This window comes from Prosthecochloris marina, assembly GCF_003182595.1.
Taxonomy (GTDB): domain Bacteria; phylum Bacteroidota; class Chlorobiia; order Chlorobiales; family Chlorobiaceae; genus Prosthecochloris; species Prosthecochloris marina.
Genome location: NZ_PDNZ01000002.1, coordinates 213,982 through 234,514, shown reverse-complemented (window position 1 = coordinate 234,514; position 20,533 = coordinate 213,982). Strand labels below are relative to the sequence as shown.

Annotated in this window: 18 protein-coding genes; 15 read left to right on the top strand and 3 right to left on the bottom strand. The window is 47.4% G+C overall.

Features of this window, described 5'->3' with window-relative positions:
• The first annotated feature begins 114 nt into the window (after positions 1–114).
• The 6 genes from CR164_RS03180 (at position 115) to CR164_RS03155 (ending at position 7,066) form a co-directional block, all read left to right on the top strand.
• The gene (locus CR164_RS03180) at positions 115–2,205 is read left to right on the top strand and encodes a hypothetical protein (protein ID WP_110022479.1); all 2,091 of its coding nucleotides are present in this window, start codon (positions 115–117) and stop codon (positions 2,203–2,205) included.
• A 201-nt stretch (positions 2,206–2,406) separates the two neighbouring features.
• On the top strand, positions 2,407–3,327 hold the full coding sequence (locus tag CR164_RS03175) for a helix-turn-helix domain-containing protein (RefSeq protein WP_110022478.1): 921 nt from the start codon (positions 2,407–2,409) through the stop codon (positions 3,325–3,327).
• Positions 3,328–3,498: 171 nt separating this feature from the next.
• Complete coding sequence (locus CR164_RS03170; RefSeq protein ID WP_110022477.1) at positions 3,499–4,203, top strand: SDR family NAD(P)-dependent oxidoreductase; 705 nt, start codon at positions 3,499–3,501, stop codon at positions 4,201–4,203.
• Between the two features lie 80 nt (positions 4,204–4,283).
• A complete protein-coding gene (gene cysK / locus CR164_RS03165) occupies positions 4,284–5,210 on the top strand; it encodes a cysteine synthase A (protein ID WP_110022476.1) in 927 nt (308 codons plus the stop codon).
• A gap of 55 nt (positions 5,211–5,265) precedes the next feature.
• Positions 5,266–6,471, top strand: a complete 1,206-nt coding sequence (locus tag CR164_RS03160; protein ID WP_110022475.1) for a cysteine desulfurase family protein — start codon at positions 5,266–5,268, stop codon at positions 6,469–6,471.
• The gene (locus CR164_RS03155) at positions 6,455–7,066 is read left to right on the top strand and encodes an iron-sulfur cluster assembly scaffold protein (protein WP_110022474.1); all 612 of its coding nucleotides are present in this window, start codon (positions 6,455–6,457) and stop codon (positions 7,064–7,066) included. Before CR164_RS03160 ends, CR164_RS03155 begins: the two co-directional genes overlap by 17 nt.
• A 188-nt stretch (positions 7,067–7,254) precedes the next feature.
• Here CR164_RS03155 and CR164_RS03150 read toward each other — a convergent pair whose 3' ends face one another.
• Together CR164_RS03150 and CR164_RS03145 are read right to left on the bottom strand one after the other, a co-directional pair.
• The gene (locus CR164_RS03150; RefSeq protein WP_161953472.1) at positions 7,255–8,721 is read right to left on the bottom strand and encodes a TolC family protein; all 1,467 of its coding nucleotides are present in this window, start codon (positions 8,719–8,721) and stop codon (positions 7,255–7,257) included.
• On the bottom strand, positions 8,709–11,822 hold the full coding sequence (locus CR164_RS03145) for an efflux RND transporter permease subunit (protein ID WP_275068354.1): 3,114 nt from the start codon (positions 11,820–11,822) through the stop codon (positions 8,709–8,711). Before CR164_RS03145 ends, CR164_RS03150 begins: the two co-directional genes overlap by 13 nt.
• A 138-nt stretch (positions 11,823–11,960) precedes the next feature.
• Here CR164_RS03145 and miaB point away from each other — a divergent pair, with 138 nt between their 5' ends.
• From miaB to CR164_RS03100, 9 genes are all read left to right on the top strand, one after another.
• The gene (gene miaB / locus CR164_RS03140) at positions 11,961–13,271 is read left to right on the top strand and encodes a tRNA (N6-isopentenyl adenosine(37)-C2)-methylthiotransferase MiaB (RefSeq protein ID WP_110022471.1); all 1,311 of its coding nucleotides are present in this window, start codon (positions 11,961–11,963) and stop codon (positions 13,269–13,271) included.
• A 99-nt stretch (positions 13,272–13,370) separates the two neighbouring features.
• Positions 13,371–14,381: a UbiA family prenyltransferase gene (locus tag CR164_RS03135; protein WP_110022470.1), complete on the top strand. Its 1,011-nt coding sequence runs from the start codon at positions 13,371–13,373 to the stop codon at positions 14,379–14,381.
• Positions 14,382–14,410: 29 nt separating this feature from the next.
• Positions 14,411–15,124 carry a diacylglycerol/polyprenol kinase family protein gene (locus tag CR164_RS03130; RefSeq protein ID WP_110022469.1) on the top strand — a complete coding sequence of 238 codons (714 nt, stop codon included), beginning with the start codon at positions 14,411–14,413 and terminating at the stop codon, positions 15,122–15,124.
• Between the two features lie 25 nt (positions 15,125–15,149).
• Positions 15,150–15,881 (top strand): UDP-2,3-diacylglucosamine diphosphatase, encoded by a 732-nt coding sequence (locus tag CR164_RS03125; protein ID WP_110022468.1) that lies wholly within the window; start codon positions 15,150–15,152, stop codon positions 15,879–15,881.
• 35 nt (positions 15,882–15,916) lie between these two features.
• The gene (gene hisG, locus CR164_RS03120; RefSeq protein ID WP_110022467.1) at positions 15,917–16,801 is read left to right on the top strand and encodes an ATP phosphoribosyltransferase; all 885 of its coding nucleotides are present in this window, start codon (positions 15,917–15,919) and stop codon (positions 16,799–16,801) included.
• A 425-nt stretch (positions 16,802–17,226) separates the two neighbouring features.
• A complete protein-coding gene (locus CR164_RS03115) occupies positions 17,227–18,399 on the top strand; it encodes a glycosyltransferase (protein WP_338053115.1) in 1,173 nt (390 codons plus the stop codon).
• Between the two features lie 97 nt (positions 18,400–18,496).
• Complete coding sequence (locus CR164_RS03110) at positions 18,497–18,730, top strand: type II toxin-antitoxin system Phd/YefM family antitoxin (RefSeq protein WP_110022465.1); 234 nt, start codon at positions 18,497–18,499, stop codon at positions 18,728–18,730.
• A gap of 45 nt (positions 18,731–18,775) precedes the next feature.
• The gene (locus tag CR164_RS13350; protein WP_110022464.1) at positions 18,776–19,003 is read left to right on the top strand and encodes a four helix bundle suffix domain-containing protein; all 228 of its coding nucleotides are present in this window, start codon (positions 18,776–18,778) and stop codon (positions 19,001–19,003) included.
• Between the two features lie 104 nt (positions 19,004–19,107).
• A complete protein-coding gene (locus tag CR164_RS03100; protein WP_110022463.1) occupies positions 19,108–20,058 on the top strand; it encodes a WD40 repeat domain-containing protein in 951 nt (316 codons plus the stop codon).
• A 17-nt stretch (positions 20,059–20,075) separates the two neighbouring features.
• On the opposite strand, the gene CR164_RS03095 is transcribed toward CR164_RS03100, so the two are convergent.
• Positions 20,076–20,519, bottom strand: a complete 444-nt coding sequence (locus CR164_RS03095; protein WP_110022462.1) for a YidB family protein — start codon at positions 20,517–20,519, stop codon at positions 20,076–20,078.
• Between the last annotated feature and the right edge of the window lie 14 nt (positions 20,520–20,533).

Sequence of the window (20,533 nt, the reverse complement as noted above, 5' to 3'; positions counted from 1 at the left end):
TGATATGTTTTATGAAGAGTTGGGTAACGGTAATTCATTGTTCATGTATAAAAATATAGCTAAACTGCACACGTTTCGAAAGGTATAAACCTGAGCGGGAAATCGAACAATAAAATGAATACGATCGTGGGTATCATACGTCATATCGTCTTAGTATCCATAGTTTTTGTTGTCGCAGCATGTGCAAAGCCTGAAAGGGAGCCGGCGGGTGAAAAGGGGACTGTATTCTACGAAAAGGCGGCTGTGCATGCAGCAAATCATGACTATGAAAATGCCCTTGAACTTTTAAACAAAGGGCTTGCTCGAGATACTCTGGACGGCTTTTCGCTTGAAGCCGCCGAAGCTTTGAACCGCAAGAGTGCCATAGAAGCGTTGACGGGAGAGTATTTCGATGCTCTCGCCTCTCATGAGATCATTGAACAGCAGTGTAAAGGGATGCTAGCCGATAGCGTTGAGACAGGACGTATCCGCACGAAAGCTCTCCTTCTGGCTGAACTCGGTGAGTTTGCCGAAGCGGAAAAGGCTTTGATGAAAATCTCTTCGATGAGTGTTGAAGATTCACTGAAACTTGCCCGTTACCAGACTCTGGCAGAAAAGCCCGAAAAAGCATTTGCCCTTTATAACGGGTTGAGCGGTAACATCGATCCGCTCGTTTCGTTGCAGGCATACACCGGGCTGCTCGAGCTGAGTCTCGATGAGTCGTTCGGCAAGGCTGAAGCGCCTTCGTTCTATGTACATAAAACTATCGGGCTTGCAAGAAAACTGCTCGATGAGGAGCGGAAAGGAACGGAAAGGGCAGAGGCGCTTGCCCTGCGCCGGGCAGCGATGTTACTCGAGATGTTTCCCGCTCATGTCAGGGATGCGAGTTATCTTTATTTTAAAGCGCTCGCACGAGCCCGTCTTGCAGGCGAAGAAAGGCTTGTTCAGGTGCTGGATTTTGAATCCAACGCAGTTCTGGCCAATAATCCGGAAGCTTACGCGCGCACGCTCGATTACTTTGAAAGAAACAATATGCCACTTGCGAGGATGGTGGCACTTTTGAAACAGGGGACCGGGTCGAAAATAGATGATGCTGAAAAGATAAAGGTGTTGAAAAAAGGGTTGAGTATTTATCAGTATCAGCTTGCTCCTTTACCGGGTTATGCCATTGTAAGCCTTATCGACCGCTCGACCGATACGTTGGTGGAATTGCTGTTGAGTAAAGGCAGGTATGCCGAGGCTTTTGAATATGATGAACTCAAAAAGCTTTATGTGTTACAACAGGCGGTACAGCATCGTTATGATTCTCTTGAACTGCCGGGAAAGCATGAAAAACTTGCACGACAGGTCGAAAGGATCGGTCTCGAGCTGAATGCGTTGCTTCAACGGTCGATGAATTGTTATGAATCGGGTTGGGGGTATGAGATGCATGCGACAACAATCGATGCGATTAACAAAAAACGGGGACAGTTTTACGAAAAAATTGGAGAGCTACGCAATGTTTCACCATTACAGGCAGAACGGTTAGCATTGGCTCCCGTTACTCTGAGGACAGTTCAGCAAACGCTTGATGAAAACCATGCAGTCTTGAAAATTATCGAGGGGAAACGCTGGTGTACGGTTTTTCTGGTGCAAAACGGCTATGTCGATGTGTCCAGGCGAAAGATCGATGATGCTCTTTACCGGTCCAGATTAAAGCGTTTGACAGAGCGTCTTGCAGTAGGCGCAGAAGGTGACATTACCGGTATTGCAAGAGATGCTGACCGGCTTTGGTTGACGGACCTGTTGATCAAACCATATACAGGCCGCCTGCAGGATGTGCAACGATTGACAGTTATTGCCGGTGAACCGGTTCCAGCTCATCTGCTTGGGAACAACCGGTTTCTGGTTCGTGATTTTCCGGTTTCGTGGGTCTACTCGGCAAATGAAATTGCATACCAGACTTCACTGAAAGAAGAAAGAGATGCGGAGCAGGAGTTTACTTTTTACAGCACGGAAAAGTATCGAGATGCTCTGGAGCGGAAATTAGCGTTTCCCCGTCAGGCTGTTTTTCTGCTTTGGAAGCATTTTTCCGATACGGAGCTTGAGGAGATGCGGGTATTGCTTGCATTGTCTTTGCAGCAGGGAGGAGATCCTTCCGGTATGTTGCATCGACTGGTGCAAAACAAGCAGGCGGAAAGTGACCAGTGGTTTTATGTGTCCGAATATGGGGTGAGAGGTAAATAAAAAGTATTCGATCAAAGCCCTCGAGACCAAGGGTAATTCATGAAAGTGTATGACGATGTGATCAGGGCGACAGTCGTACAGGCCTGTGTAAATTATTGTTAATTCAATTGTCATGAAGGCTTAATTTTTGTAAACTACATAAGTTGAGTGTTTTGGGTGGTTCGGAAGAATTCAACGGATGACATAAATCACGTGCGTGTCATGGCGGATGAAGCGACATTTGGCTCTGCAAGCGATTTGCTGGTAAGCAAACTCGTTCGAGCCAGAAAAGAGCAGGGACTTTCTCTTGAGGAACTCAGTGCCGAGACAAGAATAAAAAAGGACCACCTGGAAAAAATCGAGGCTGGGAATTTGACGTTTTTGCCTGCAGCATACGTTTATGCTTTTCTGAAGGAATATGCTCAGGCTCTCGATGTATATGACAGTGACCTTATAGAGCGTTGCAGGGATGAGCTCAGCATTCCTGCAGACCTCAAAATCATGCAGGGAAACGAACCGGTAGAGGATGAACAGAGGGGAGGGAATGGTGAGCGCCTTTCCGGCATGTTCGGTGCTGTCACTGCAGCTGGAGGTAAAACTCCTGTCGCCGCACTGCTTGTAGGAGGAGCGGTACTCTTTGTCCTTGTTTTATTTGCCATCTCATTTTTTATGTTTTCCGGGTCGTCAGGAGATGATCAGGCAGGTTCGCAAAAGGAAAATGAGGCTGAGGTGTCGGTCGTTGAAATGCAGCCTGAATTCGACCTTACGGGGTCGGACTCGGTTGCCCGGCTCGATACGCTCATGAAGGTACCCGCTCATGAAAATGCTGTTTCCCCCGATCTTGCCGTAATGCAGGAGGAGTGGGCGCAGGGGGTATCGTTTTTACCTGAATCACCGGCATCGCCATATCAGAAAATACTCATTGTCCGAATTACCGATGATCTCAGCTGGGTAAAAATCGTAGCCGATGACGGTGATATGGTATATCCCGGCGGACAGTTCAAGGCTGGAGAAGTACTGCGTTATGAGGCAAAAAGGAAATTCTGGGTTAATATCGGTCGTCCTCCTTTTGTTGAGCTGTATCTGAATGGCGAAAAAGTCCCTCCGTTACGCAAAAGAACTGTCGTGCTGGGTGAAAAGTGATTCCCGGTTTGAAACTTCGTGTTGGTTCTGTAAAATTTCCTGAGTATTAAATTGATTAATGATTACATCTTCGGTCGAGCTGGGTGAAACAGGGAATTTATTGTCCGATTTATGTATTCCTTTATCCATACTTGGCTATATGCTTGTTTTGGTCATCAAAAAGCATGTGAAATGAGTGATATATCAGGAAACGTCGTGGTTATAACCGGTGCTGCAGGTGCCCTGGGAAGTGTTGTGTCGAAAAAGTTCTTCGATAAAGGGGCCATGATGGCTCTTGTCGATAAGCGTGTTGATACGCATGTCAGCCAGTGGCAAGATGTAAAAACGGTGATGTGTCAGGAGTCCGATCTTACGCTTGCATCATCTGTTGAAACATCGGTTGGCCGGGTTCTGGAGCGTTTCGGGCGTATAGACGCTCTGGTCAATATTGCCGGTGGTTTTACCATGGGGCATCTTGTCCATGAAGCTGCTGAAGAGACATGGGATTACATGCTCGATATCAATGCAAAAAGTGTTTTTCTCATGACGAGAGCGGTCATTCCGTTTATGCGCAAACAGAAGAAAGGCAGTGTTGTCAATGTCTCGGCAAAAACAGCGCTGAAAGGAGGAATAGGTGTTGCTCCGTATGTTGTTTCAAAGTCGGCCGTAATCAAGCTTACAGAGTGTCTCGCTGAAGAAAACCGGCAGGCAGGAATAAACGTTAACTGTGTTTTGCCCAGCATCATTGATACACCTGCCAATCGGAAGGATATGCCGGATGCTGATTTTTCCCGCTGGGTTTCGCCGGAAGCGATAGCTGATGTTATCCTTTTTCTTGTTTCGGAGGAGTCAAGGGCTGTGCACGGAGCCTCGATTCCGGTATACGGATTGAGCTGAAAAGCGGCAGGTAGTGCAGATGTCTTCAGACAGTTTTTATTTGGGGGTTGCAGTAACATTTGAATGGTTCGGCGTTGAATATGAAAATTCATGACAATTTGACGGAGACAACAGGTGGTACGCCGCTTGTGGCAATACAGCGTCTGGGTGAGACTAGCAGTGCGGATATCATTGCCAAGCTCGAGTCGTTTAATCCTCTTTCCAGTGTAAAAGACCGAATAGGTGTAGCTATGATCGAGGATGCTGAACGCAAAGGAATGATTACTGAAAATACCACGATCATTGAGCCTACAAGTGGCAATACCGGTATTGCACTCGCATTTGCTTGTGCGGCGAAGGGTTATACGTTGATGCTGACCATGCCCGATACCATGAGCATCGAGCGGCGGCGACTCCTGAAAATATTCGGAGCCGAGCTTGTTCTGACAGATGGTGCATTGGGTATGAAAGGAGCGATAGAGGAGGCTGAACGCCTGGTTGATGTCATACCGGACAGTATCATGCTGCAGCAGTTCAGCAATCCGGCAAATCCCGATATTCATCGCCGGACTACGGCCGAGGAGATTTGGAGAGATACCGAGGGAACCGTTGATGTTTTTGTTGCCGGGGTCGGTACGGGGGGAACGCTGACCGGTGTTGGTGAAGTGTTGAAACAACGCAAGCCCGATGTAAAAATTATTGCTGTCGAGCCTGAAGATTCTCCTGTTATTTCTGGCGGACAACCGGGTCCACATAAAATACAGGGAATAGGGGCTGGTTTTGTTCCAGGGAATCTCAACAAGGATATCATTGATGAGGTTATTCAGGTAAAGCATGATGATGCTGGAGAAATTGCAAGGAAGCTCGCCGAGATGGAAGGTATTCTTGGTGGAATTTCTTCGGGAGCGGCAATGTGGGCCGCCCTTCAGGTTGGGGGGCGACAAGATATGCAGGGAAAAAAAATTGTTGTACTTTTGCCTGATACAGGAGAACGCTATCTTTCGACCTGGCTGTTTGCCGATGAGTAGAGGTTACTACGGCAACAGGCTGGTTTTGCAATTCTTTGAATCGTTATAGAGAATTATGGAAACAAGACGGGTATATCTTGATCACAATGCCACGACACCGCTTCACCCCGAGGTGAAAAAGGAAATGGTCGAGGCGATGGAAATGTTCGGAAACCCATCGAGCATGCATGCCTTTGGAAGAGAAGCAAGGGCGAATGTCGAACATTCAAGGCAGGTTGTTGCGGATTTCATAGGAGCTCATGAAGACGAACTTGTTTTTGTCGGGAGTGGCTCGGAAGCGAACAATACAGTACTTTCCCTGTTCGCATGTGCGTCAAACCTGTGTTTACCCGGTTTCAGAGCCAAGACATCTATTATCACAACCAAAATTGAACACCCTTGTGTATTGGAAACATCCGAATGCCTTGCGCACAAGGGGACAAAGGTAAAGTTTCTCGATGTCGATCAGTACGGCCGGGTCGACATGGATCAGTTCAAGGAATATCTTACCGATAACGTCGGGTTAGTTTCGGTAATGACAGCCAATAACGAGATCGGTACGATTCAGGATATTGCGGAAATTGCGAAGTTGGCGCATGCAAACGGTTCGTTGGTGCATACCGATGCGGTGCAGGCAATTGGTAAAATGCGGATGAATGTCAGTGATCTTGGAGTGGACTTTCTTACTATGAGCGCTCATAAAATTTACGGGCCTAAAGGGATCGGGGCTCTCTATGTGAAGAAAGGAACTCCTTACTGTCCGTTTATTCGTGGTGGTCACCAGGAAAAAGGACGACGTGCCGGAACGGAAAATACTCTCGGAATTATCGGGTTGGCCAAAGCCATAGAAATGCGTGATGCGGAAATGGATGAAGAGATAAAGCGAATGGTTGAGATGAAGCAGGCGTTGAAAAACGGTATCGAGGGATCGATCGATGATGCTGTTTTCAATGGCCATCCAACCCTGAGTATGCCGAATACGCTGAATGTGTCCTTTCCTGGTGCGGAAGGTGAGGCTATCATGCTTTACCTCGATCTTCAGGGGATTGCGGTTTCGACCGGTTCGGCTTGTGCATCGGGGTCGCTCGATCCCTCCCATGTCCTGCTTGCTACGGGATCGAGTCCTGAACGTGCTCATGGTTCTATTCGTATCAGCATGGGGAGGGAAACCACAATGGAAGACATCGGGTGTATGCTCGATGTGTTACCCGGGGTCATAAAAAGAATAAGAAGTATGTCAACAGCTTATATAACGGGAGGAGAACATGTTGCAGCCAAGTGATTGGGTGTATACCGATACATTGAAGGAGCATTTCATGAACCCGAAGAACATTCTTCAGGGTGATAATACCGATGAGTTCGACGGGGTGGGTATGGAAGGTAACCTTTCCTGCGGGGATCAGATGATGGTAGTTATCAAGGTTGACAAGGATGCAGAGATTATCACTGACTGTCAATGGAAAACATATGGTTGCGCAAGCGCTATTGCCAGTACATCGATTCTTTCTGAAATGGTCAAAGGCATGACGCTTGATAAAGCTTTCGACATTTCGCCGAAAGATGTAACCAAAGAGCTTGGGGGGTTGCCTGAAAATAAAATCCATTGTTCCGTGCTCGGCGATAAGGCGCTTCGGGCGGCTATCAACAACTACTTCGAACGCAATGGCATGGACGATCGGGTTCGAAAGGAAAAAACCAAGGTTGTTTGTCAGTGCATGAACGTTACCGATGCCGAGATCGAGGAAGCCATACTTGAAGGGGCTCGTACCTTTTACGAATTGCAGGAACATACCAAGCTTGGTACGGTGTGCGGACAGTGTAAAGAAGAGGCCGAAGAGCTGATCGAAAAATACAAGCATCTCCATTTCGGAGAGTAGCGATTACCGTTCATTTTTTTCCAGGTCAAGAGGATGTCACAAAAGGGCCGCTTCTTTTTTCGTCATCCTCGGACTCGATCCGGGGATCCATCTTTTTTTTGAAAGTCTCTATGGATGCCGCATCGAGTGTGGCATGACTTAGGTGGGAATGGATGCTGGAGTCCTGCAAGACTTTTTGTGTTATGGCATCATTCTCCGTTGGTGCCTGGCTTTTGTAACAGTCTGGTTTCTGATTGTTGAAGGGGTAGAATATCAGGTAACTCCTTTTCTTGCACGAGGGCATCGGTCAGTCGCTTCCATTCTACAATAAGTTTCTGCAGTTCGATTTCCCGATTGATAAGGTTGAAGCGGTGTTCTTCAAGCCGGTTTACCTCGTCAATGAGATCGTTCAGATCTGTCTTGCCCAGTGAATAGTTCTTTTTTTCATCCCTGACGACCGCTCGGGATATGGTTATTTTTTCCTTTGCGAGCTGTATGAGACGGCGCTGGTTCTCTATTGTCCAGTAAAGATTTTTCAGAGAGGTTTCAAGTGATAGTCTTGTATTGCCGGTTGAAAGAGCGGTACGCCTTTGATTTATCAGGCTTATGTCATGACGGGCGTGTTCCTGCTTGTCTGGCAAAGGCCATTGCAGGTTTACCCCGGCAAACAGACCATGGTCGGGATCCGTGAAAAACCTGCCGTCTCCGACAAGGTCAAAGCCTGCGGTCAGGTTTATCGAGGGTAAAAGCCTGTCTGCGGCCTGGGCGACTTCTGTTCCTGCTTTTTCTTCCAGAAGATTCAGAATCGATGCAGTCCGGCTCGATTCCTGAAAAGTAAGGATTTCGGTTTCAATGTCTCTTATAGGGTTATGTAGTGTTTCATCGGGTTTGGCGGGTACAGGCCTTTCTGTTCCAATGGCTCTGATGGCTTCCATGATGAGGTTTGTTTGGACATGGTAATCGTTTTTCAAGGCAATCATACGTTCTTTCCGCGACACGGTCTGTACCATGATCTTGTTGACGTCAATAGGGAGGGCTATATTGTTTTGCTTTCTTTCACGAATATTGTCAAGTTGTTTTTTTGCATCCTCATATGCGTTGGTAGCGGTTGCAAGATTTTCTGATGCGGCATACCAGTCATAGTAGAGCCCGACCAAGCTTGCCAGATAATCTTCATATGCTTCAGCAATCTGATAGTGTGCAATGTCGTTTTCTATACCTGACAGTTTTTCCAACAGACGGTTTGCCTTGCCGAATGCATTTTCAGCAACCGGTTGTACGATCGCAATGTTGAATTCCGACTCGTTTCCTCTTGAACCAAGGCCGTAATCGACAGCATAAGATGTTGAGAATCGGGTGCCGCTTGACGGGAAAAGTTTATCCAGTTCGAAGCTGTATTCCGTGCCACCGTCAGGATCTCCAAGCATGAGAAGGTATTTGCCTTTAACGGAAAGTAGGAGATCGTCTGCCGGAAGGGCAAGAGTTCTGGTGTACTGCAACGGGAGTCTGTCGATGAGTATCTCTTCGAACACCGTGTTGCGTTCTGCCGCAAGTCGAACAAAGGCGTCGAGAGAGAGTTTTTTTCCGCTTGCAAATGCTGCTGGTTCTTGTGTCGGGATACTGAACAAAAGCAGGATTGTGGCAGCGGCTGTCGTTCGGCGAATCAATTGTTGCATGGGTATCGTTGTGCTTTTTCCGGACATTGCGTTTGGCGTATCATAATCCGGTAGAGGCAAGGAACAAGGATCAGAGTTACAAAGGTTCCGCCGATCAAGCCCCAGGTCAATGCAAGCATCATCTGGGAAAGCGTGGGGTCATAGCCTGCCCATCCATATGCTGTCGGTAGCATGGCGGCAACGGTTGTCAGTGTTGTCAGCAGTACTGCGCGGAGACGAGTCGAAGCAGCTTTCGAAATCAGAACTTCAAGGTTTTTGCCGTTGTCTTTCTTTCTGGTTTCCCTGTCGAGTCTCGTGACCATGATGATGGCATCGTTGACGATGACACCTGCAAGACCAAGGGCTCCTATGACAGCGAAAAAACCGTAAAACTCAATCCCGTGAAAAATGAAGGCTACAATGATCCCGGTCAGGCCGAAAGGAATTGTCAGCATGATAAGCAAGGCTTTTCGCAAAGAGTTGAACAGTAGAACCAGCACGATAAAAATAAGTGCCAGAACGGAAAAGATGGAAATGATGAAATCTTTCTTCGATTCCCTACTGTCGAGGATTTCTCCGTCGAATTCAAGGGTAGTTGACGGATACCGTGAAGTTATTGCAGGAAAGACATCCTGTTCGAGTGTTTCTGCAATTTCAAGTGGACTTTTACCGCTTTTACTGTCGATGTCGGCATAGATCGAGGTATAGCGTACTCGGTCCCGGCGTACAATCGAGTTGGGCTTTTCGACTTTTTCCACCATGATAATGCTATGCAGGGGGACAAGGTATTTTGCTTTGTTTTCTACCGGTACTTCAAGTAGCGATTCAAGTGACTGCTTTGAAGGTTCAGCAAGTGAAAAACGGACTCCAACCGGTTCATTGTCGGAGCTGAACTCATAAAGTATGGTGCCTTCAAGGGCGGCCCGAAGCGTCTGGGCGGCTTGGGAGGGATCGATGTCCAGGCGTTTGATCTTGTCGCGTTTGAGGGTAATACGGTATTCCGGTGAGGATTTCGGCTGATCCTGCTCGATGTTGGTTAATCCCGGAACGTTTTTCATTGCATCGGCAAGTGCATTGGCTGCATTACGGCGGGTGGATTCATCGTCTTCTTTTATGACCACTTCTACAGGGCTTCCGCTCTCTTGTCCATGGCGGGTTTTACTGAACCTGAGTTTTGACAACGTCGTAGAAGAAGCTGCAGCCTCCTGCCACTCTTCAATGAGCTGGTCAGCGGTTTTTTCTCGGGATTCTTTAGGTGCGATTTCAATTCTCATTCGGAAGACATTATCCTCTACTACCGATCCGCGTCGGGATTTTGCGATTTCATTTCTGAAGCCTACAACTTCTTTTCCGATGGATTTGGCGATACGGTTCTCCAGGGGCTGTGTGGAATTTGCGGTTTCATACTGCGTGCTTTCGGGAGGGCTTTCTCCTGTGAGCCGGACCTCCCGGGTTTCTTCGTCGGGAAACATCGAGAATGCCAGAAAAGAGCCTGCAAGTAGAAGCGTGGCTATGAATCCCAGAAGAAAAAGCGTAAGAATCAGCCATCTGAAAGGGAGCAGATTCTCGAGTATCCCGGCATAAAAGGATTCCCAGGTTTCAAACCAGTGTTCGCGTTTTGAGCTTGCACTTTTTCCGGCAGAAAGAGTCAAGTGGCCCGGAAGAATGAACAGCGCTTCAAGCATGCTACCGGCTAGCATCAACGTAACGACGGCAGGAATGAATGCTACCATTGCCCCGAAACGGCCTTCAAAAAAGAGAAGGGGGACAAATGCGAGACAGGTGGTTAGAATACTGGCGATGACAGGCATGAAAACCATCGATGTTCCATCGGTTGCCGCCTGATAGAGAGGGGCCCCCGATGAGGCAGTGCGCTTGATGTTTTCTGCAACGACAAGAGCGTCGTCGACAACGATACCCATCACGATGATAACGGCAGCAAGCGTGATGTTGTTGATGGAATAGCCGATGAAAAGTGTTCCGGCAAGGGCGAAGCAGAAACTGAACGGGATGCCTACCGCCACCCAGAACCCTGATCTGAGGTCCAGAAAGACAAAAAGGATAACGAGGATAAGTGCAAAGCCTATTGCACCGTTGATGCCGATAATTGAAAGACGGTTCCGCAGGTCGATCGCTTCGTCGTCGAGTATAACCAATTGAAGCGCGGAATTATCATGTTGAAGAGACTCGAAATCGTCGACCACTCTGTTGACTGCATGCAAGGCTTCGAGGATTCCGGTTCCGGAGCTTTTGGCGACTTTGAGCAAAATCCCCTCATGTCCGTTGATTTTGAGTACACTGCGGTTCTTTTCATGTCCGTAGGCTACCTTTGCGATATCGCCGAGACGCAGAACCTGCCCTTCGAATCCTCCCTGGACGGCAAGAGCCTGTAGTGCTTCAGGAGTGCGGAGTTCGCCGTACAGTGTCACTTTCGGTTCCTGAAGGGTTTCAATGCTTCCTGCGGGTTCGCGAACATTGTTTCGGCTTATCTCGTTCATCACCGTATTGAAGGGGATATTGTACTCCTCGAGTTTTGCAGGATTGACCTTGATATGGATTTCATCGGCAAGGTATCCTGAGCGGGTAATTCGACTGACCTCGGGAGCTGCAAGAAGCCTTTTTTCAAGGTTGAGTGCGCGATTCTGAAGCCAGCGGCGCTGTTCTGTATCGAGCAGATGTTCACCATGAAGGATCAGCCCGATATCGATAATTGCTTTACGGGATGTTTTGAAAACCCGAATGCGAGGGTCGTCCCTTATAGCATCCGGAAGGTCGACGGCAAAGACCTCTTGACGGATTTCGGCCAGGATTGCGTCAATATTCCCGGGTTCGAGTTCGGCTGTAATAATACAACTTCCGGCTGCTGTTGAACTGACAAGGTGTTGTATTCCCTCTACTGAACCGAGTGCTTCCTCAAAGGGGTCGGTAACATGATATTCAACTTCCTCTGCCGATGCTCCAGGATAGTTTACAGATATCCTTACGGTATCGAAGGTGATATCCGGCAGTTCCTCCTTTTTAAGACCTGACCATGCAAGAAGTCCTGCGGCAAGAACTACCACAAAGACCATATTGGTCAGAAGGTGCCGGTGTATGAAAAAGGCTATGACTCTATCAAGCACTTCGACAGAACGATAGTTATCAGGTTTCCAGGTGCGTATATTACCGAGAAATATGTTAATCCTTTGAAAATTATACAGCTCCTTGTATCTATCTACAAAACATGGCCCGCAAGAAAAGAATGGGGATAAGAAAAATCTATGACAAAAAAAGTGCACATACGAACCTTCGGCTGTCAGATGAATCAGGCTGATTCGGAAATTATAACGTCTCTCCTGCAGGATGAAGGGTATGTTGTGACGGATGCTGAAGACAGTGCGGATCTTGTAATACTCAATACCTGTGCCGTAAGGGAAAACGCGGTTGAAAAAATCATGAACGCTCTGGATAATCTCAAAGGAAAGCGGCGGTCACGACCCGGTCTGCTTGTTGGGGTTATCGGCTGTGTTCCCCAATATTACCGGGAAAAAATGTTCGGTATGTCCGAAAGTATTGACTTTCTTGCCGGTCCGGATACCTATCGCCAGTTACCTCTGTTGATAGAAAATGCCGAACGGGGGATTCGGGGCGCCAATCTTGCTCATATTCCGGACGAAACCTATCATGGGATCGAGCCATGCCATACGGGGTCGATCAGTGCTTTTGTGCCCATCATGAGAGGGTGCAACAACATGTGTGCGTTCTGTGTGGTGCCGTTTACAAGGGGAAAAGAGCGAAGCCGATCGACAGCATCAGTGATTGACGAAGTTGAGCAGCTTGTCGAGAAGGGGTATAAAGAAATAACGCTTCTTGGTCAGAATGTCAACTCCTACTATGATAGCGGTACGGGCGATGGTTTTGCCGAATTGCTTGAAAACGTAGGTTTTGCAGCCAAAGGCGTTCGTGTAAGGTTTACTACGTCACACCCGAAAGATATTTCCGAATCGCTGGTGCGTGTCATTGCAGAGCATGAGAATATCTGCAATGCGGTTCATCTGCCTGTACAGTCAGGTTCGACGAGGATGCTCGAATTGATGAACAGGGGGCACAGCAGGGAAGAGTATCTTGAAAAGATAGCGATGATAAGGCACTTTATTCCCGGGGTTACGATTTCGACGGATCTTATTGCCGGGTTTTGTGGTGAAACCGAAGAAGATCATTATGAAACGTTGAGCATGATGGAAGAAGTCCGTTTTGATTTCTCTTTCATGTTCCACTATTCGGTGCGTCCGGGTACCTATGCAGCCAAACATTTGCCGGACGATGTGCCCGAAAAGATAAAAAAGCGCCGCTTAGAAGAGGTTATTGCTCTGCAGAGCAGAATTTCCAAAGAACTTCATGCCGTCGAGGTAGGCAATGTTGTAGAAGTACTTGCCGAATCGGAGAGTAAACGGTCAAAAAAAAAGCTAATGGGCAGGACCGGAACAAACCGGGTTGTTGTATTTGATCGGGGCGGTTATAAGCCCGGCGACATTGTGAGCGTGAAGGTAAATTCATCGACCTCTGCAACCCTTATCGGATACCCTCAATGACAGTACAGCCTTTTTTATGTCAGAGTCTATTCGTAAATTCAAACTCTCAAGTGCAAGAAGTTACTTTCTTTATTTAATAGTTATAATATCGCAAGCGCAATGTCTGTTACCGTCAATGCCAAACATTCCTTTACTGACAAAGTTCGGGCTCATATAGAAATTCTGGACCCTGTTACCTGGATCAGTGTTTTTCCATGTCTGGCAGGGGGGGTGATGGCTTCCGGTGCCATGCAACCAGCGCTTCATGACTACTTTCTTTTGCTGTCTATTTTTCTGATGTTCGGTCCTCTCGGCTTGGGGTTCAGTCAGTCTATCAACGACTTATGCGATCTTGAACTCGATAAAGTGAACGAACCGACAAGGCCTATCCCTTCCGGCAGGTTAAGTGAGAAAGAAGCGACGTTTAACAGTATTGCCGTTTTTTTGCTGGCACTTGGTTTCGGGGTTTTTCTTGGATTGTACATTGGAGGAACAAGGGGATTGATTATTTCATCGTCAATCATTGCTTCTCTAGTTCTTGGCTACACCTATTCGGCGCCACCATTCAAGCTCAAGAAAAACATTTTATTATCGGCGCCTGCAGTTGGTTTTTCTTACAGCTTTGCACCATGGCTTTCTGCCAACGCCTTATTCAGTGAGATCCGACCGGAAGTTGTCTGGATGGCGGTTTTGAACTTCTTTATGGGTGTTGCGCTGATTATTCTCAATGATTTCAAGTCTGCCAAGGGTGACAAGGAAGGGGGGCTGAAGTCCCTTACCGTCATGATTGGTCCAAAGAATACATTTCTGGTGTCGTTTTTCATTATTGATGTTGTCTTTCTTGTTTTTGCATGGCTTGAGTACTCATGGGGTTTGTATCCGCTTGTCTTTTTTATGCTTGGTGGACTTCTGCTCAATATTTTTTTTCAGGTAAAACTGTATATGGATCCAAAAGGGGGCATTTCTTTTTTGAAAGTTGCCGTTGATGATGGTTTCGGTCATGCGATCGGACAAAGTGACGTGGCCGAGCACAAAGCGTTTCTGCAGTTTCAGGTTGCAAACAATGTTTTGTTTTTGGCTAACAATCTCATGGCTGCGGGTGCTATTGGAATAAAGTATATGCAGGGGTAAACTTGTTGTATCGTTGATTTATCTTCAATATGGGTACACCGGAGACGACCTTTTTTTCTTTGTCTGTAGCGTGGCACAACGTTGTTGTTGCGTTTCTTTCGATCATCTATGTTTTTAGCGTACCGCCTTTTCTGGATTATCTGGTGACCAATAACTACGTGTCACGGGATATAAGCCGAAAAATCACTCATATCTGTGCGGGTTCCGTAATCATATTTTTGCCTCTTTTTCAGGATGGCCACTGGACGCAGTATTTGAACGTCTCCATCTATGCCATATGGGCGCTGCTTTTTTTCCAGAAGGGTTTTTTTGCCGCAGAAGATGATCAGGCAATAAAAACCATGACTCGAACCGGTGATCGGCGTGAGCTGTTGAAAGGCACATTGTATTTTGCAATAGCCGGCATTATCTGTGGCACTGTTTACTATAAACAGTTTCCCGGGGTTCTTGCGATGGCTGTTCTTGGTTGGGGGGATGGGCTTGCTCCCATTTTCGGCAAAAAGCTCGGTAAAATAAAATACAAGGCTCTCTGTGAAAAAACCGTAGAGGGCAGTCTTGCTTTTTTTGCAGGAAGCGCTCTGGCCGGGATGTTTTTCATCTGGTTGATCGTTCCGGAGGCATTTAATCTTTCAACTATCCTCATCATTGCACTTGTGGCAACCATTCTCGAGGGACTGAGTCCGAAAGAGGTTGACAATATTCTTATTCCGTTAGCAGTGATAGGACTTACCTATCTTCTTTGAACGGAGTGACGAAACTTGCACCCTCATGTCGAAAAGCTTCTTTGTCAGTGATATTCACTTCGGACTTCAGCCTGATCAGCAAGAAAGTCGCAAGATGGAGCGTTTCGAATATCTTGCTGAAATAGTTCGAAAAGACGGGGAGGCTCTTTACCTGGTCGGTGATATACTCGATTACTGGATGGAGTTTCGTCATGTCATACCAAAATATTTCGATGGTTTTCTCTGCCTGCTAAAAGGGCTCGTTCGACAGGGTGTCGAGGTGCATTATCATGCAGGTAACCATGATTTCTCTCTCGGAGATTTTTTCAACAAATCGCTGGGGGTGCAAACATGGTACGGTATTCGGGAGACTCTCATCTGCGGGAAAAAGTTTATTATCGCTCATGGAGACGGTCTGGATCGGAACGATATCGGGTATCGGCTCTTTGTCAAACTTGTTCGTAACCGGTTTAATCTGTTTTTACTGTCAAACTTGCAGCCTGATCTTGCAATCGCCATAATGCGGAAGCTTTCGCGTTTGAGCCGCAAGCATGGGAGGCCGGATACGCACGGGGAGGCTGATTTTTTATTCCAGTACGCTGATGCTATGGCCAGGGAAAAAGATTTTGACTATTTTGTGTGCGGTCACAGCCATGTGCGGGGTCAGAAACAATTGTCTAATAACCGCAGTGAATATATCAATCTCGGAACATGGATCAACGGAGAGTATCCTTATGGTGTCTGTGAAGGAGGAGTTTTTACCTTGCGCCAGCTGTAGAGAGATCCCTATTAAACAACAACATAAACATGACAATGAGTGTAACTGAAAAGATTTTGAAACTGGGTTTGCCGAAAGGAAGTTTACAGGACTCGACGCTGGATTTGTTTGCAAAGGCAGGGTTTCATTTTTCCGTCAAGAGCCGTTCTTATTTTCCATCTATAGATGACGATGAGCTGGAAGCCATACTTATTCGTGCTCAAGAGATGGCACACTATGTCGAGCTTGGGGCATTTGATGTCGGGCTTACAGGAAAGGACTGGATCATCGAAACCGATGCCGACGTTGTCGAAGTTTCCGATCTGGTTTATTCCAAAGCTTCAATGCGGCCCGTTCGATGGGTTCTTGCTGTTCCTGAAAGCTCATCGATCCAGTCAGTACAGGACCTCGAAGGCAAGCATATCGCTACCGAGGTTGTCAATATTGCAAAAAAATATCTCGAAAAACATGGGGTCAGCGCCCATGTGGAATTCAGCTGGGGTGCAACAGAGGTAAAACCCCCCGAACTTGTAGATGCGATTGTCGAGGTTACTGAAACAGGTAGCTCACTCCGTGCCAACAAACTTCGGATCGTTGATGTTCTGCTTGAGTCGAATACAAAGCTCATTGCCAACAAGGATTCATGGAACGATCCATGGAAGCGTGAAAAAATAGAGAATATGGCCATGCTTCTGCAGGGTGCCATTAATGCGCAGGGAAAAGTCGGACTCAAAATGAATGCACCTAGGGCATCTCTGGATAGCATTATCGGTATCATTCCAGCCCTTCGCCAACCGACAATCGCTCATCTTGCTGACGAGAACTGGGTTGCACTTGAAGTTATTGTGGAGGAACAGGTTGTTCGATCCGTTATTCCCGAACTGAAAAGAGCGGGAGCCGAGGGTATTTTCGAGTATAATATAAGCAAGCTGATCGACTAATTCCTGAACCGAGCAATAGCCGATCATACCGAATCTGCTTGGTTGCAGGAAACTTGCGACTGTTCACTACAGCAGCGTTCCCTGTACCTTGCATCTCCGGCATGCTATGCTATTGCTCGGTTCAGGCAAGGTTTTTGGGGCAGGAGTCCTGCGTATCGCCGTGATTTAATCTCCAGCGATCACTCTGCATACATCGACAGAGGTCAAAACAAGGTCACTTCGTTCATTGAAGGGATACGTCGCTGACATGACAACTCATTGTAAGACGTTATATTGTAGAGTGTTTCAGATCTTAAAAGCTTTGCTCATCACCTTGGCAGCTCATCATTGTTACGAGCGGTTCAAGCGAAAGGCGAACGGAGTCCCGATAAAACCGGGATAAACGGTGCAATTGAATCGTGGAATAAATAAAGAGAGGTGCCCACTTGTCACTACTCGATCCGATGCTTATCTATCAACTCATAATCACCGTCTGTCTTCTTGCCTTTCTCGGTATTCTGCTCTGGAACATGAGGGAACTGCCCTCCCTTCCAAAGCACAAACCGGAGACCGGTTCGCCGCTTGTTTCCGTGCTTGTACCTGCACGCAATGAAGAGAACAACATAAAGCGCTGTATTACCTCTCTTCTGCATCAGGATTATGATAATTACGAACTGATCGTTCTGAATGACGGTTCAACGGACCGTACCGGAAAGATTCTTGACATGTTGCTGCGTTCGGACGGCGGGGCTCTGCTCCGGATAATAGAGGGTAAAGCGCTGCCACCGGGCTGGCATGGAAAGGCATGGGCTTGTGACCAGCTTGGAAAAGCGGCTCAGGGAGAACTTTTACTTTTTACCGATGCCGATACCTACCATTCTTCCGATAGTCTTTCCCGGTCGGTTGCAGCCATGCAGGAAAGTGGTGCCGACCTTCTTTCCATGACACCGCGTCAGGAAATGAGGTCGTTCTGGGAAAAGCTGGTCGTTCCTTTGATTTATTTCATTCTGCTCTGCTACCTCCCCTTGAAACTTGTTCCGGCAACACCGGCTCCTTCGCTGTGTTTTGCTAACGGTCAGTTTCTGATGTTCAGGCGCAGAATGTATAAAAGGATCGGTGGACATGCTGCGGTGTGTACCGACCTTGTCGAAGATGTTTGGCTTTGCAGGGCTGTAAAGAGAAGGGGAGGGAAGGTAATGAGCTATAATGGAATCGAGACCGTGAACTGCCGGATGTACAGGACTTTTGACGAGGTGTGGCAGGGGTTTTCGAAAAACCTTTTTGCAGGATTGGGCTATCATTCCTTTGGGTTGTTCTTTCTTATGGTGGTTACAGCTTTGGTATACATCGTGCCTTACGGCTTTGTTATCGCATCAGCATCGAGCGCTGATTTTTCAATTGTGTATTTCTGGTTTCCTCTTTTGCAGGTTTGTATTGCTCTTTTATGCAGGCTGTTGATTGCAGGCAGGTTCCGCCAGCCCCTCTCGGGAGCTTTGCTGCATGTGTTCTCACAGGTTGTATTACTCGGCATTGCGGTGAACTCGTTTTACCTCGTAAAATTCGGTAACGGATCCCGATGGAAAGGGCGGCGGTACAATTTTTCCGGGAAGGATGGGTAGCTGTTGGTGTATCCCTTTTACCCTCATTTTTAAAAGGATATATTGTGCAATATGGTTGTATGCTTTTGTGCGAATTGAACACAGAGCTGGAAAAGCTATGGGAACGATAACCGTGAGTGAATTGCAGGCTAACCTCAGAAAAGTGATGCGGCGTGTAGAGCGCGGTGAAACCTTCGACATTACCTCGATGAGAAAGGTCGTTGCGCGGCTTGTTCCTCCTGAAGACAAACAGCAGGAAGCGAGAAAGACGCTCAAAGAAATAGCACGAACGGCAGCCTTTCACGATGTTCTTTCTCCTCTCGGTGAAGCGTGGGAGGCTGAAAAGCAATAATCGCCCTCGGTGCATATGTGATTTTCTGTGATGCTCTGAAACATAATGCTTATCGAGCGTTCGGATCCGGCTGTTGCGGCTACTATCATCATAGGATTGATCACAGTAACGGCATTCTTACTCTGCCGTCAATTGAAGTGGCTCGAAAAGTCGTTTGTTCAAGAAAGCGGCTTGAGTGAACGTATGATCAGCGCTCGTCTGAGGTGTGTAATCCTGTGCAGCACTGTTCATGCAATGCACGGAGTTTGTGCTCGAAGCCAAAAATCTTCCTGAATAGGCAAGATCCCTCAAACAATCCGGCTTTTTTTTTATTTTTACAGCGTTAGTTTTATAGCTGAGACAGTTTTTGTTCAATTACGTTAAACCTCAACAGTGTCATGGGTTTGTTATCAAAATTGTTCGGAAAAAAAGAGGAAGAACTCAAACGCCCCCAGGTCAGAGAGGATGAAGCCCTGATCAAGACCCTTGAAGGCCATGAAGACAGGGTGCTCGGAGTCCGGTTCAGTCCGGATGGTAAAAAGCTGGTAAGCGGTAGTTTCGATGAAAAAGTCATGCTTTGGGACATAGAAAGAGGTCAGGTATTGCATACCATGTCGGGTCATACAACCTGGGTCAAGTGTGTCGATTACAGTCCTAATGGAGATAAGGTTGCCAGTGGCAGCATTGACAGCACGGTGAGGATCTGGGATGTTGAAACCGGCAAATGCCTCCATGTCTGTAAAGGTCATGATACAGAGGTACGAATGGTTGCTTTCAGCCCTGACGGTAAAACACTTGCAAGCTGTTCACGTGATACCACGCTCAAGCTCTGGGACGTCGAATCGGGCAGTGAGCTGAAAACCCTTACAGGTCATACATCCTATATAGAGTGTGTCGCTTTCAGTCATGACGGAAAGAAACTTGTCAGTTGCGGTGAAGAACCGGTGGTCCGAATCTGGGATATCGAAAGCGGCAAGAATACGGCCAGTTACAATACAAAGGATCGGCTTTCTCATTCCGTCAGCTTCAGCCCTGACGACTCGCTTGTTATCCTCTGTGGGCGTGATGCGGCTGTCAAGATACTCGATGCCGGTTCCGGGGAAATAAAGCATATCATGGAAGGCCATGAGGATGGCGTTCGCGGTGTTTGTTTCAGCCCTGACGGTAAAAAAGCAGCAAGTGTTGCCAATGACGAGTCAGTGCGTCTCTGGGAAGTGGAGACAGGAAAATTGCTGCATACGTACCGGGGTCACGTGCTCGAGGTGCAGTCCGTGGATATTTCGCCTGACGGTAAAATAATTGTCAGCGGTAGCGACGATCGCAAGATCAAGCTATGGGCGGTAAAGTAGTACGGCGTTCACTGCCTTTACGAAAAGAGTTTTCTTGCGAAACCAAGCAGTCCGCCCAGGCCGCCGGCCTTGTCGATGATGTTTTCCATCAGAGAACCGTCGGGGCTGGCCTTGTCGATCATTTCCGGCAAGGCATCAGCAAGAGCGTCTTCAGCGCTCTTTTCGCTCAGGCCGAGTGTGGATGCGAAGTCGGCTATTTTATCGGGACCGATCAGGTTTTTGATGGTTTCGCCTGAGACCGACTCGTTTGTGCCCTTGCCGAGCCATGATGCGGCAACGTCACCAAGTCCGGATTCCTTCATTTTTCCAAGCAGTGTTCCAAAATCAAGTTTCCCTTCGCTTCCTTTGAAAAGATTGCCGAGAGCCGATGAAAGCTGGGCCGTGTCGAGAGACGTTGTTGTTTCGTCATCGTTACCCTGGATAACCGATGCGCCCAGGTTAAGCAGGTTTTCAATGTTCATGGTTGGTGGTATTT